This is a genomic window from Nonomuraea basaltis (assembly GCF_005893125.1).
GTDB classification, from domain to species: Bacteria; Actinomycetota; Actinomycetes; order Streptosporangiales; family Streptosporangiaceae; genus Nonomuraea; species Nonomuraea basaltis.
In genome coordinates this window covers 1-12,294 of the sequence record NZ_VCJS01000308.1, presented here as the reverse complement: position 1 = coordinate 12,294, position 12,294 = coordinate 1, and the positions used below count along the sequence as shown (strand labels likewise).

The following is a 12,294-nucleotide window of genomic DNA, read 5'->3' as shown; positions in this document are numbered from 1 at the left end:
GGCGGGTGAGGCTGGGCACACGACCGAAGGAGGCGTGCTCATGAGCTATCCGTTCGGTGATCGATTCGCCCGGATATAGCGGGGGACGGCTGGTTGGCCGGAAAATCATCGTGTGACGGAAAAGGGCAGGCTCGTCGGGACAGAGAAGATCGGCGTCGTGGGCGGGGGCATCGTCGGGCTGGCGGTGGCGCGCGAGCTCGCCGCCACCAGAGGCGCCGAAGTGACCGTGCTGGAGAAGGAGGGCCGCGTCGCCGCCCACCAGACCGGGCACAACAGCGGCGTCGTGCACGCGGGCATCTACTACCCGCCGGGCTCGCTCAAGGCCAGGCTGTGCCGGGAGGGCGTGGCGCTGCTCAAGGACTACTGCGTGGCCCACGCGCTGCCGTACGACGAGGTCGGCAAGCTGGTCGTGGCGAGCAGCGCCGCCGAGCGGCCGCGGTTGAGCGCGCTGGCCGAGCGGGCGCGCGCCAATGGGGTGCCGGGCATCGCCGAGCTGGACGCGCTGGCCCTGCGCGAGATCGAGCCGCACGCGGTCGGCGTCGGCGCGATCCACTCGCCGCACACCGCGATCTGCGACTTCGGCGCCGTCGCGCGCCGGCTCGCGCTGGATCTGGCGGAGCTGGGCGGGTCGGTACGCCTCTCGCAGCCGGTACGCGCGATCAGGGAGCGCCCGGGAGGCGTGCAAGTGCTGGCGGGCCGGCGGCGGTTCACCTTCGATCGCCTGGTGGTGTGCGGCGGGCTGGGGACGGACGCGGTGGCGAGGATGGCGGGGCATCCGGGGGAGGTGAGGATCGTCCCGTTCCGGGGAGAGTTCTACGCGTTGAGGGGCGGGGCGAAGGAGCTCGTTCGCGGGCTGATTTATCCGGTGCCCGATCCGCGGTACCCGTTCCTAGGGGTCCATCTCACCCGGCAGACCGACGGTGGGGTGCTCGTGGGGCCGAACGCGGTGCTCGCCCTGGCCTACGAAGGCTACAGATGGCGAAATATCAGGAATTTCTGGCAAATTCTGGGTTGGCCGGGCACTTTGCGGATGGCCCGGCATCACTGGCGTACCGGGCTCAAAGAGGTTCATGGCTCTCTCGTCAAAGGCGCTTTCCTCCGGGCGGCGCAGCGTTACGTGCCCGAGCTCACCGCCCCTGACCTCGTACGCACCCCCGGCGGCGTCCGCGCCCAGGCCGTGGCCAGGGACGGCCGCCTGGTCGACGACTTCGTGGTGGACGTGCACGGCAACGTGGTCCTGGTACGCAACGCGCCCTCTCCCGCCGCCACGTCCAGCCTCGCCATTGCCCGGCACATTGCCGGAATTGTCCCAGCACCTGTCCGATGAGTGCATCCTTGGATGTGATGGAATCACGCCTGCTGATAGTCGAGGACGATCCGAACATCCTCGAACTCCTCGCCGCGAGCCTGAGGTTCGCGGGATTCGAGGTGACCACGGCGAAGAGCGGCCTCGACGCCGTCGCCGCCGTGCAACGACACCGCCCTGACCTCGTCGTGCTCGACGTCATGCTGCCCGACCTGGACGGTTTCGAGATCGTCAGGCGGCTGCGCGGCGGCGGACTGCACACGCCGGTGGTGTTCCTGACCGCCCGTGACGAGACCGAGGACAAGATCCGCGGGCTCACGATCGGCGGCGACGACTACGTGACCAAGCCGTTCAGCCTGGAGGAGGTGGTCGCCAGGATCCACGCGGTGCTCCGCCGTACCAGCGGGGAGGCGCAGGCGGCGCCGCCGCGGCTGACGTTCGCCGACATCGAGCTGGACGAGGAGAGCCACGAGGTGTGGCGCGGGGGCAACGCGGTGGCGCTGTCCCCGACCGAGTTCAAGCTGCTGCGCTACTTCATGACGAACGCCGGGCGGGTCCTCTCCAAGCCGCAGATCCTCGACCACGTGTGGGACTACGACTTCAGGGGCGAGGTGGGCATCGTCGAGTCGTACGTGTCCGTGCTGCGCCGGAAGATCGACAACCGCAGCCCGCGGCTCATTCACACCCTGCGCGGTGTGGGATACGTACTCCGCCTGCCGCCGAGCCCCTGATGAGCGGCCTGCCGCTGAGGATCAAGCTGATCGCGTCGATGCTGGCGCTGCTGGGATTCGGCATGACCTTCATCGGCCTGGTGAGCGTCTCGGTGCTGCACGGCTACCTCCTCGACCGGGTGGACGGCCAGCTCCACCTGCTCAGCGTGCGCATGCACAACAAGGTCGTGAACGACTGGAAGAGGGACAGGCAGACCTCCGACCGGCCCATCCTCATCGAGTCCGACGCGATCGTCCTGGTCAAGGAGCCCGGTGACGAGTTCGTGCCCATGCTGTCCGACCGCGACGTGGACCTGAAGTCCAAGCCGGTCCTGTCGCCTTCGCCGGAAGCCGAGCCCTACACCGCGCCCGCGCTCAAAGGGGGCGGCGAGTGGCGGGTTCTGGAGACCATGGTTCAGCGGCGCGCGGTCGTGGTCGCGGTGGACCTGGAGGAGGTCGACGCGATCACCCGGCGGCTGGTGCTCATCGAGCTGCTGGGCGGCGGCGGCATCCTGCTCATCCTGGCCGTCGTGGGCGTCACGATCGTGCGGCGCAGCATGCGGCCGCTCGGCCAGATCGAGCGCACGGCCGAGGCCATCGCGGGCGGCGAGCTCGGCCGGCGGGTGCCGGACGGCGACCCCCGTACCGAGGTGGGCCGCCTGGCCAGGTCGCTGAACGGCATGCTGGCCCAGATCGAGGCCGCGTTCACCGCCAGGTCGGCGTCCGAGGCGGCGGCCCGCCGCTCCGAGGACCGGATGCGCCAGTTCGTCGGCGACGCCTCGCACGAGCTGCGCACCCCGCTGACCTCGATCCGCGGCTTCGCCGAGTACGCCAGGCAGAACCCCGGCGCCGACCCCGCCGAGCTGATGCAGCGCGTGGAGAAGGCCGCGGGCCGGATGAGCCTGCTGGTGGACGACCTGCTGCTGCTGGCCAGGGTGGACCAGCAGCGGCCGCTGCAGATGCGGCCGGTCGACATGCTGGCGCTGGCCGCGGACGCCGTACAGGATGCCCGGATCCTCGCCCCCGACCGGGTGGTCAAGCTGGACGTGGTCGGCGGCGCGGCCCTGATCGTCTCCGGCGACGAGGTACGCCTGCGCCAGGTCATCAGCAACCTCGTCACCAACGCGATCGTGCACACCGAGGCCGGCTCGCCGATCATCGTGCGGGCCGGGGCGGGCGTGGACAACGTCTTCCTCGAGGTGGTCGACAACGGCCCCGGTCTCACCCCCGAGCAGGTCGAGCACGTCTTCGAACGCTTCTACCGCGCCGACTCCGCCAGGTCCCGCCGCCGCACGGACGAGGACCGGGGCAGCGGTCTCGGCCTGGCCATCGTGCAGGCGCTCGTGCGCGCCCACGGCGGCTCGGTGACCGTGGACAGCTCATGGGAGGGCGGCTCCACGTTCCGCGTCGAACTCCCACTTGCCTTGGAGTGACCCTTCAGCAAACCCTCAGGTGGTTGAGTCACGCTTAGTAAATGACGAAGCCCGAAGCGCTGATCATGGTGGTGGACGACGAGCCCAGCATCAGAGACCTGCTCTCCGCCAGCCTGCGCTTTTCCGGTTTCGAGGTGCTGACCGCCGCCGACGGGCAGGAGGCCGTGGAGGTGGCCGAGCGGGCCTCGCCCGACCTGGTGGTGCTCGACCTGATGCTGCCCGACCTCGACGGGTTGGAGGTGGCCAAGAGGATCGACGCGCCCGTGCTGTTCCTCACCGCCCGCGACGCCACCGAGGACAAGATCGCGGGGCTGCGCGTGGGCGACGACTACGTGACCAAGCCGTTCAGCCTGGAGGAGGTGCAGGCCAGAATCCGGGCGGTGCTGCGGCGCACCCGAGCGGAGGGCGGGCCCGCGAGCAAGCTGAAGGTGGCCGACCTGGAGCTGGACGAGGACGCCCGCGAGGTGTGGCGGAGCGGTCGTCAGGTACGCCTGTCGCCGACCGAGTTCAAGCTGCTGCACTACTTCATGGTCAACGCCGGGCGCGTGCTGTCGAAGGCGCAGATCCTCGACCACGTGTGGAACTACGACTTCGGCGGTGACGCGGGCGTCGTGGAGTCGTACGTCTCCTATCTCAGGCGCAAGGTGGACGATGTGGAGCCGCGGCTCATTCACACGTTGCGGAGCGTCGGTTATGTGCTGAGGGAACCGCCCGCGGGCTGAGGACTGCAGGCGCATCCGGCCAGCACTGGCCGCTACCCGCTCGTCCTCCACTACCTCCGCGACGGCCGTACAGAGGGCTCAGGTCGAGACGGCGATTAGGGACGTCGGCGAGGGCCGCGGCCGGGCTGCCGGGGCCGTGGGCCGCGCCGGTCCATGACCCGCCCTGCACGGGCCGGCCCATGCCCGCCCCGACGGAGAACGCCGCCGCGGCCAGCCCGGCCAGCGCCAGCGAGCCGCTCGCGCACCGCACCACCAGCACGATCCCGACGGGCGCGGCCTGCTGGGTGAGCTGCGCCAGGAACCCGAGCTCGGCCTGCGCCGGCACGCCGAGCAGGCCGAACAGGCTGCGGCCCCATGTGGCGGTCCTTCCAGTGGGCGAACACACCTGAGGAGATGTCCGGATAAGGCGGGGTGTTTCACCCCGTGCCCAGAGAGGCGGCGATCGTACGGAGGGCCGCCAGGAGCGGGTGCAGGAGGGGATGGGAGTCGGCGCCCCGGCGTACGGCGGCGAAGACGCGGCGTTCGGGCCCGGGCGTGTGACGTACGACGACCCCGGGCAGCACCATGTCCCGCAGGGCCAGCCGCGGCACGAGCGCCACCCCCGTCCCCGCGCCGACCAGGGCGACCACGGCGCGGAAGTCGTCGGAGCAGTGCGTGACGTTCGGCGTGAAGCCGGCCTGCTGGCACGCGAACGTGATCACGTCGTGCACCGGGTTGCCCGGGTAGGGGCCGATCCAGGACTCGGACGCGAGCGACACCAGCGTCGCCGACCCGGCCAGGGGATGGTCACGGGGAAGCACCAGGTCGAACGGCTCGGCGTACAGCGGCAGGCGCGACAGGCGGCGGTCGGAGGCGTCGGGAGCGCCGCGGTATTCCACCGCGATGGCCAGGTCGGCCTCGGAGTCCAGCAGCATGGCCAGGCTGTGGTCGCCCTCGGCGTCGAGCACGCGTACCTGGACGCCGGGGGCGGTGTCGCGGAGCGCGATGATCGCGGGGGAGAGCACGGCGCTGATCGCGGTGGCGAAGCAGGCTACGGTGACCTCGCCGGCCTCGCCCGTCGTGTAGGCGGCCACCTCGGCCTCGGCGCGTTCGAGCTGGGCGAGGACCTCGTTGGCGTGGCCCAGCATGATCTTGCCGACGGCGGTGAGGTGCACGCCGCGCCCGTCACGCGTGAACAGGCGATGGCCCACCTCGTGCTCCAGCGCGACGAGCTGCTGGGACACGGCGGAAGGGGTGAGGTGCAGCGCGGCCGCCGCGGCGGTGACCGTGCCGTGGTCGGCCACCGCGCGCAGCGTGCGCAGCCGCCGCGTATCTATCACGCGATAAAAATACTCAGCTTCTGGCCTGGATGAACGCCTGCACGGCGCGGTCGACGTCCTCCTCCGAGTGGGCGGCCGAGAGCTGGACGCGGATCCTGGCCTGACCGTGCGGCACGACCGGGTAGGAAAAGCCGATCACGTAGATGCCCAGGCCGAGCAGGCGCTCGGCCATGGCCGCCGCTTCCGAGGCGTCGCCGATCATCACGGGCACGATCGGGTGGTCGCCGGGCAGGATGTCGAATCCCGCCTTGGTCATCTCACTGCGGAAGCGGGCGGTGTTCGAGCGCAGCCGCTCGCGGGCCTCGTTCGAGGTCTCCAGCAGGTCGAGGATGCGCAGCGACGCGGAGGCGATGACGGGGGCGAGCGAGTTGGAGAACAGGTACGGCCGCGACCGCTGGCGCAGCAGCTCGCAGATCTCCTTGCGGGCAGAGACGTAGCCGCCGCTGGCCCCGCCGAGCGCCTTGCCCAGCGTGCCGGTGATGATGTCGATCCGGTCGGTGACGCCGTGCAGCTCGGGCGTGCCGCGGCCGGTCGGGCCGACGAAGCCGACGGCGTGCGAGTCGTCGACCATGACCATGGCGTCGTACCGCTCGGCCAGGTCGCAGATCTCCCGCAACGGCGCGACATATCCGTCCATGGAGAACACGCCGTCGGTCACGATCAGCCGCCGCCGCGCCTCCGACGCCTCCTTCAGCCTGGCTTCGAGCTCGGCCATGTCGCGGTTGGCGTACCGGAACCGCTGGGCCTTGGAGAGCCTGATGCCGTCGATGATGCTCGCATGGTTGAGCGCATCCGAGATCACCGCGTCCTGGGCGTCGAGCAGCGTCTCGAAGATCCCGCCGTTCGCGTCGAAGCACGAGCTGTAGAGGACGGTGTCCTCCATGCCGAGGAAGTCCGACAGGCGCGCTTCGAGCTCCTTGTGCACCTCCTGGGTGCCGCAGATGAACCGTACGGAGGCCATGCCGAACCCCCACCGGTCCAGCGCCTCCTTGGCCGCCTCGATCACCGTGGGGTTGTCGGCCAGGCCCAGGTAGTTGTTGGCGCAGAAGTTCAGCACCTCGCGGCCGGCCACGCTCACCTGGGAGCTCTGCGGAGTGATGATCACGCGTTCGGGCTTGTGCAGCCCGGCCTCGGTGATCTCGTTGAGCGTCGTACGCAGCTGCTCGCGCACATTCGTGAACATCAAGCGCTCCTGTCCATGGTCGCGGCCGCTTCGGCCTCCGTTGGCTCGTTCCTCGCTCTCTCCGGCCGAGCTCCTCCGCTCCAATCCAGGATGACCTTGCCAGTACGGCCGCTGGCGGCCGTGTCGAAGGCGGCGTCGAAGTCGCGGTACGAGAACCGGTCGGTGATCACCGGGGTGAGGTCGAGACCCTTCTCCAGCAGGACGGACATGTTGTACCAGGTCTCGAACATCTCGCGGCCGTAGACCCCCTTGATCGTGATCATCGACGTCACGATGGTGGCCCAGTCGACGGCGAACTCCTCGGCGGGCAGCCCGAGCATGGCGATCTTCCCGCCGTGCGTCATGTGGGCGATCATGTCGCGCATGGCCGACGGGTTGCCGGACATCTCCAGCCCCACGTCGAAGCCCTCGCGCATGTGCAGGTGCCGCATGCCCTCCTCGAGGGAGGACCTGGAGACGTTCAGCGCGAGCGAGACGCCGAGCTTGCCGGCCAGATCCAGCCGCTCGTCGCTGACGTCGGTGATCATCACGTTGCGCGCGCCCACGTGGGTGGCCACGGCCGCCGCCATCAGCCCGATCGGCCCTGCCCCGGTGATCAGCACGTCCTCGCCGACCAGGGGGAACGACAGTGCGGTGTGCACGGCGTTGCCGAACGGGTCGAAGATGGCCGCCACGTCGGGGTGGACGGGAACGCGGTGCACCCAGACGTTCGAGGCGGGCAGGGTGACGTACTCGGCGAACGCGCCGTCCCTGTTGACCCCGAGCCCGATGGTGTTGCGGCACAGGTGCCTGCGCCCCGCCATGCAGTTGCGGCACTTGCCGCAGACGATGTGGCCCTCTCCGCTGACGAGGTCACCGACGGAGACGTCCTCGACGCCGGGCGCCACCTCGACCACGTGGCCGGAGAACTCGTGCCCGACGATGAGGGGAAGCTTCAGAGTGTGCCGCGCCCAGTCATCAAATTTCCGGATATGCAGGTCGGTGCCGCAGATGCCGGTCCGCAGCACCCGGATCTTCACCTCACCCGGCCCCACTGCGGGCTCCGGCACGTCGACCAGCGACAGACCGGGCTCGGCCCTCTCTTTGACCAGCGCTTTCATGGCTCACTCCCCCTAGGACGAACCTAACGCACTGTGCCCGCACGCCCCGGCTCATGTCCATCGAGGAGTTCTTAAGTGCCCCCACAGCTACGCTTCACGCCGTGGACAACCGGCGCGTCGGAGTCATCGGGCCGCGCACCATCCGCGCCGATCACGACGCCCGCCTGCCGCATCGGTGCCGGAAGGCGAGGTCGGCGTACGCCTGTGCGGCGCGGGCGTACAGGCCCCTGGCGGTCTCCTCGTATCCGCCATCGCCGGTCGGGCGCAGGACGAGGTACTGACCGCCCTCGGAGGCCAGCTCGAACTCGCCGCAACAGGACGTCTTGCACACGCGCGGGCGCAGGCATCGGGGAATATACGGCCCCCAGCGGTACATGATGATCACTTTCGTGACGCGGCGACATCGGGGATGTGGGACACCGCTACGCCTGCTCACGAGGTGCCGGCCTCGGCGCGCCGTCGGATCGGGCAGGTATGGTCAACATGGGATCTCCTCTCTCACTCGGGGCCCTTGGGCTGTGAGGCCGGCTTCCCATGCGCGGCGTTGCGCCTGGGGCTTGGGTCCGGGCCCGCTCCGGGTCTGAGACACCGCGCGGCGGGTCCGGAGTGCTCACAGCGGCCCGGTGCGGGACCGCGCGTTGTGCAACAGAGCGGTCTGCCAGGCCAGCGTGGCCGCCAGTGCGATGGCGTCCGGCTGCCGGACGGTCTGCAGGACCCCGGCCGCCGCCATATCGACGGTGAACGTCGGAAGAAGCCTGGCCGTCCACCAAACCTCACCGGACGCATCCTTCTCGTGCTCGATCTGCCAAGCCGGGTAAGTGTTGCGCAGCGTCGAGAGCTGGCGGCCCGCCCAGTCCTGCAGGACGGCCGCCTGTGCGACGACCTGGCGCACGTTCTGGCCCGCCGCCTGCACAGGGCCGTGTACTTCGATGCTGGTCATCGCTCCTCCGTTCCATAGCCCGTACGCGAGGGCATCCGGCAGAAAGCCCGCCATACCCGCGTGCAGGTGGACGTCCGTCTGGATCGTCCGGGCACCACGCATACGTTTGGCCACGCGTCCATCCCTATGGCATAGCCCCAACGACTCACTCCGCAACCTTAATGCTATTCCCGAAAGGCAGCAAGGCTTCGAATGGAACGACCTGAGTACCCTTTGATCGAGGCGCCACCTACGAACCGGTACGGTGGCGTGCCAATGGCCCCTTTCATCTCGATGGAGGACCTCATGCCAGACACAGGCTGGGCCAGCGTTTCCACCCCTTACGTAAGGCCGCGCCGTCTCGGCGAACCCGACGCCTGGACGGAGGAGGCCGCTGCCCACGGTCATGTCGGCACGAATCAACTACGCGGCGTGGAAGAGGCACGTCCGCCGCGCGAGGTGGCTGACATGCTCGGCCTTGGCCCCGAAGAAACCGCGGTCGTCCGACGCAGGCTGGTGCTCCTCGACGGGCGGCCGACGGAGCTGGCCGACTCCTACTATCCAAGGGAGATCGCTCGCAACACGCGATTGGCCGAAGCTCGCAAGATTCCCGGCGGGGCACTCACCATGCTGGCCGAACTCGGTTATCGACCCCACAGTGCAGAGGAACGGGTAACGGCCCGCCCCTCGACCAAGCCTGAACAAGATGCGCTCGATATCCAACCGGAGGACTGGGTCATGGTCCTCACCAGAGTGTTGCGCACGGACACTGGAACGCCGATCGAGGCCACCGTTATGACGATGGTCGCCGACGGACGCGAACTGCGCTACAAGATGATCATTAACGAGGAGACCTGACACCTTGGCAAGGCGCCCGGACCCACGTCCTCGTCATCAGCAGATCGCCGCGGAGCTGCGAGCCGAAATCATGTCCGGCGCGCTGAGGCCGGGCGAGCAGCTTCCTTCGACACCCCATTTGGTCGCGCGGTTCGAGGCGGCCAACGCGACGATCCAACGAGCCCTTCAATCCCTGAAGGATGAAGGCTTCATTCGCGGCCATGCCGGAAAGGGGGTGTTCGTACGAGAAAGGCGACAATTCGTCGTCGAGGCCACCACTTACAAGACGCCGGGCCCACGCGGATACAGTTATGAACTGCTCAATGTGGGTGAAGTGAAGCCACCGAACGATGTTGCTGCGGCACTCGCAATATCTGATGACGACGATGTCATCATGCGCCAGCGTCTATTGCTGCATAATGGCGAGCCCGTAGAGCTATCGTGGTCGTACTATCCGCTCGACATCGCCGCCAGGAGTCCCCTGACCAGCCGCAAGAAGATCCACGGTGGTGCACCACGGGTACTCGCGGACCTTGGCTTTCCGGAGCGGCATTTCGAGGATCGCATTTCTGTGCGACAACCCACCGCTACCGAAGTGGAGGGCCTGGACCTGCCGGCCGATGTACCGGTCTTCAGGCAATTTCGGGTGGTCTATAGCGACTCTCAACGACCAGTCGAAGTTTCGATCCTCATCAAAGGCGGACATCTCTACGAGCTTTCGTATCACCAGGCGGCCGACCACTACACAGGCTGAATTCGTAGGGTCGGTCATGCGATCAAGGGGTCTTCGATCGTCAGGCCGGTCTGGGCGAGACAGCCGTCGAGCAGGTGTGGCCGGTATTGGATCTTCTTGAGTTTGCGTTTGATGATCCGGACGAGTCCGTGCAGGTCGGCGACGAAGTTGGCCATGGCCCGCCGGAGCAGAGTCCAGATGCCTTCGGCCGGGTTCAGCTCCGGGGCGTAGGTTGGGAACTGGTAGAGGCGCAGCCAGTCGGCGTTGGCCTCGGCGAACTCGGTCAGCTCCGCGGCCAGGTGATGTTCAGATTGTCCCAGCACCACACGAGCGGAGCGCCGAGCCGCAGGTGGGTGGAGACGATCAGGTCGCGGTAGTCGCTCCAGGTGAAGCTCTTCGGCTCGTCTTTGCGTCCGTGGTAGACGAGCAGCTTGTAGAACAGATGCGGGCGCTGGCCGGGCCGGAAGCAGAGCACGCCGGCCATGTTGACCCGGCCGACGCGTTTACCTCGGACGGTCACCCGCGGACGGGTGCCGCGCGGTGCCCAGGTTCGTCCTTTAGGCGGCCTCAGCCCCTGACCTGCCTCGTCCTCGAAGCAGATGTAGGCGCCCAGGTCCGCCGCGGTGGTTTTACCTCCGGCCACACCTGCTCTTTCCATGCGATGATCGCCTCTTCATCGCGCTCCAGCGCGCGTTGCACCGGTACCTGTACCGACCAGCCGTGGCGGTGCAGCAACTTGCCGACCCCTTCGATGGTGTACCCGAGGTAGAAGAGCCTGCCGATCAGCGTCTTGATCCGGGCGAGCGTCCAGCGCTGGTCGTCGGCGAACCCGTGCGCCACCGGTCCACGGGCCAGTTCGGCTTCCAGCCGCGTCCACTGGGCGGCGCTCAGCTTCTCCCGCGAGACAGGCCCCTTCGACCGCAGCGCCTCCAGGCCGCCCTGCTGCCAGGCCGCGCGCCAGCGGCCGACCGACCGCTCACTGACCCGTAAGTCCCGCGCGATGTCCCGGGTCGACTCCCCGTCCTCGAACCGCTCAGCCGTCTTGAGCCGTAACCGCTCACGTCGCTCCCGCTCGGCGGCAGTGTACCCGCCCCTCTGCGCGTGCCTCATATCCCCGGCATACACCAGAGACCGCACACAGTCACGACTCTCTGACTCTACGAATTCATCTTGTGTACCTTGGATTTCAATTCGATTCTGCTCGCTAGTCGCTGCATGCGCCGCGCCATCGCACGGTTATTCATGATTGCGCTGGTCATGGCCTGCGGGCGATGCCATTGAATCGCTCCGAGCAGTTCAACTTGGGCGAATGCATCGCAGGCGCGCGCATCAAGAAGCTGATATTTGACATATTGTCAAGATCTTGAAGGAAGTCTTCATGCGCGGTAGCTTCCCGAAGATGTAAGGCCGCAGACAAGTCCACCGGTCAAGTCGCCTTGCCTGCGGCACATCTCGCGATGCACTGAAAGGGTACAATGCGTAACAGGCTGTTGGGAGTTCTCGTAGCGATCCTGTTATCGATCCAGTGGCTGGCGGCGCCCGCAGCAGCGCAGCCCAAGGCGCGAGAGGGTCGAACGCCGATCGACGTAACTTGGACTAGCGATTCAATCGACACTACGCGCGACCAGGTACGCGCCGCCCAGAGCCAACGGAAGTCGCTTCCCGTTGCGCTGAAGGAAGCACAAGACACCTTCATCAAGGACACCGCTGCGGAAGGTCGGCGTTACGATGTAGCCGACTTGGATGTGTTCGAGCTGACAGTGCCGGCGCAGAGGACCAAGGACGGCATTCAGCGCAGCGTCATCGCCACCGTGCCCAAGAGCTACGACCTCAAGCGAGTCCGGCTGGTGGAAGATGGCCCAGCGGTACTTGCAGTGGCAGAAGGTGCACCGGCGGATGCAGCGCCTAGTACGGCAGTCACCATTCGCAGTGTGACCAGCACGGATGCGCGATAGGCCGTTGCGATCTTGTGATGGGAAGCGGGCACAAAGAGAGCAGCCGCTCGTGATCATGCCTGTGTGACGAGTACAAG

Annotated in this window: 16 protein-coding genes; 7 read left to right on the top strand and 9 right to left on the bottom strand. The window is 67.7% G+C overall.

Translation table 11 applies throughout. The features are described from left to right. The first annotated feature begins 112 nt into the window (after positions 1-112). The 4 genes from lhgO to EJK15_RS62420 are packed head-to-tail and all read left to right on the top strand — an operon-like array spanning position 113 to position 4,171. Positions 113-1,327 (top strand): L-2-hydroxyglutarate oxidase, encoded by a 1,215-nt coding sequence (gene lhgO / locus EJK15_RS62435; protein WP_240777977.1) that lies wholly within the window; start codon positions 113-115, stop codon positions 1,325-1,327. A gap of 17 nt (positions 1,328-1,344) precedes the next feature. Then, entirely contained in the window at positions 1,345-2,037 is a 693-nt protein-coding gene (locus EJK15_RS62430) for a response regulator transcription factor (RefSeq protein WP_240777976.1), read from the top strand. Beyond that, positions 2,037-3,449: a sensor histidine kinase gene (locus tag EJK15_RS62425; RefSeq protein ID WP_138719777.1), complete on the top strand. Its 1,413-nt coding sequence runs from the start codon at positions 2,037-2,039 to the stop codon at positions 3,447-3,449. Before EJK15_RS62430 ends, EJK15_RS62425 begins: the two co-directional genes overlap by 1 nt. Before the next feature lie 41 nt (positions 3,450-3,490). Beyond that, positions 3,491-4,171, top strand: a complete 681-nt coding sequence (locus EJK15_RS62420; protein ID WP_138719776.1) for a response regulator transcription factor — start codon at positions 3,491-3,493, stop codon at positions 4,169-4,171. On the opposite strand, the gene EJK15_RS72130 is transcribed toward EJK15_RS62420, so the two are convergent. From EJK15_RS72130 to EJK15_RS62390, 6 genes are all read right to left on the bottom strand, one after another. After that, complete coding sequence (locus tag EJK15_RS72130; RefSeq protein WP_171075285.1) at positions 4,116-4,556, bottom strand: hypothetical protein; 441 nt, start codon at positions 4,554-4,556, stop codon at positions 4,116-4,118. The two genes, EJK15_RS62420 and EJK15_RS72130, sit on opposite strands and share 56 nt — an antisense overlap. 31 nt (positions 4,557-4,587) lie before the next feature. Beyond that, positions 4,588-5,490, bottom strand: coding sequence for a LysR family transcriptional regulator (locus EJK15_RS62410; protein ID WP_138719774.1), 903 nt, complete (start codon positions 5,488-5,490; stop codon positions 4,588-4,590). A gap of 13 nt (positions 5,491-5,503) precedes the next feature. Then, complete coding sequence (locus EJK15_RS62405) at positions 5,504-6,673, bottom strand: glycine C-acetyltransferase (RefSeq protein WP_138719773.1); 1,170 nt, start codon at positions 6,671-6,673, stop codon at positions 5,504-5,506. Beyond that, complete coding sequence (gene tdh, locus EJK15_RS62400; RefSeq protein ID WP_206062019.1) at positions 6,673-7,773, bottom strand: L-threonine 3-dehydrogenase; 1,101 nt, start codon at positions 7,771-7,773, stop codon at positions 6,673-6,675. The genes EJK15_RS62405 and tdh overlap by 1 nt, the downstream gene beginning before the upstream one ends. Positions 7,774-7,924: 151 nt before the next feature. Further along, the gene (locus EJK15_RS62395) at positions 7,925-8,158 is read right to left on the bottom strand and encodes a hypothetical protein (protein ID WP_138719772.1); all 234 of its coding nucleotides are present in this window, start codon (positions 8,156-8,158) and stop codon (positions 7,925-7,927) included. A 225-nt stretch (positions 8,159-8,383) separates the two neighbouring features. After that, positions 8,384-8,713: a hypothetical protein gene (locus EJK15_RS62390; RefSeq protein ID WP_138719771.1), complete on the bottom strand. Its 330-nt coding sequence runs from the start codon at positions 8,711-8,713 to the stop codon at positions 8,384-8,386. 285 nt (positions 8,714-8,998) lie between these two features. Here EJK15_RS62390 and EJK15_RS62385 point away from each other — a divergent pair, with 285 nt between their 5' ends. Then, positions 8,999-9,550 (top strand): GntR family transcriptional regulator, encoded by a 552-nt coding sequence (locus tag EJK15_RS62385; protein WP_138719770.1) that lies wholly within the window; start codon positions 8,999-9,001, stop codon positions 9,548-9,550. 4 nt (positions 9,551-9,554) lie between these two features. Next, positions 9,555-10,283, top strand: a complete 729-nt coding sequence (locus tag EJK15_RS62380) for a GntR family transcriptional regulator (RefSeq protein ID WP_138719769.1) — start codon at positions 9,555-9,557, stop codon at positions 10,281-10,283. A 14-nt stretch (positions 10,284-10,297) separates the two neighbouring features. Here EJK15_RS62380 and EJK15_RS62375 read toward each other — a convergent pair whose 3' ends face one another. The 3 genes from EJK15_RS62375 to EJK15_RS62370 are packed head-to-tail and all read right to left on the bottom strand — an operon-like array spanning position 10,298 to position 11,372. Further along, the gene (locus tag EJK15_RS62375; RefSeq protein WP_240777975.1) at positions 10,298-10,585 is read right to left on the bottom strand and encodes a transposase; all 288 of its coding nucleotides are present in this window, start codon (positions 10,583-10,585) and stop codon (positions 10,298-10,300) included. Further along, positions 10,546-10,782: a hypothetical protein gene (locus tag EJK15_RS75740; RefSeq protein ID WP_240777974.1), complete on the bottom strand. Its 237-nt coding sequence runs from the start codon at positions 10,780-10,782 to the stop codon at positions 10,546-10,548. The genes EJK15_RS62375 and EJK15_RS75740 overlap by 40 nt, the downstream gene beginning before the upstream one ends. A gap of 47 nt (positions 10,783-10,829) precedes the next feature. Further along, positions 10,830-11,372: a winged helix-turn-helix domain-containing protein gene (locus EJK15_RS62370; protein WP_138719767.1), complete on the bottom strand. Its 543-nt coding sequence runs from the start codon at positions 11,370-11,372 to the stop codon at positions 10,830-10,832. Positions 11,373-11,737: 365 nt separating this feature from the next. On the opposite strand from EJK15_RS62370, the gene EJK15_RS62365 reads away from it, so the two are divergent. Further along, entirely contained in the window at positions 11,738-12,217 is a 480-nt protein-coding gene (locus EJK15_RS62365) for a hypothetical protein (RefSeq protein ID WP_138719766.1), read from the top strand. Positions 12,218-12,294: the final 77 nt, after the last annotated feature.

Coding starts and splice junctions, on each gene's coding strand:
- EJK15_RS62405 (WP_138719773.1), bottom strand. CDS start 6,673: ATGTTCACGAATGTGCGCGAGCAGCTGCGTACGACGCTCAACGAGATC.
- EJK15_RS62420 (WP_138719776.1), top strand. CDS start 3,491: ATGACGAAGCCCGAAGCGCTGATCATGGTGGTGGACGACGAGCCCAGC.
- EJK15_RS62370 (WP_138719767.1), bottom strand. CDS start 11,372: ATGAGGCACGCGCAGAGGGGCGGGTACACTGCCGCCGAGCGGGAGCGA.
- EJK15_RS62430 (WP_240777976.1), top strand. CDS start 1,345: ATGGAATCACGCCTGCTGATAGTCGAGGACGATCCGAACATCCTCGAA.
- tdh (WP_206062019.1), bottom strand. CDS start 7,773: ATGAAAGCGCTGGTCAAAGAGAGGGCCGAGCCCGGTCTGTCGCTGGTC.
- EJK15_RS62390 (WP_138719771.1), bottom strand. CDS start 8,713: ATGACCAGCATCGAAGTACACGGCCCTGTGCAGGCGGCGGGCCAGAAC.
- EJK15_RS62425 (WP_138719777.1), top strand. CDS start 2,037: ATGAGCGGCCTGCCGCTGAGGATCAAGCTGATCGCGTCGATGCTGGCG.
- EJK15_RS62385 (WP_138719770.1), top strand. CDS start 8,999: ATGCCAGACACAGGCTGGGCCAGCGTTTCCACCCCTTACGTAAGGCCG.
- EJK15_RS62365 (WP_138719766.1), top strand. CDS start 11,738: ATGCGTAACAGGCTGTTGGGAGTTCTCGTAGCGATCCTGTTATCGATC.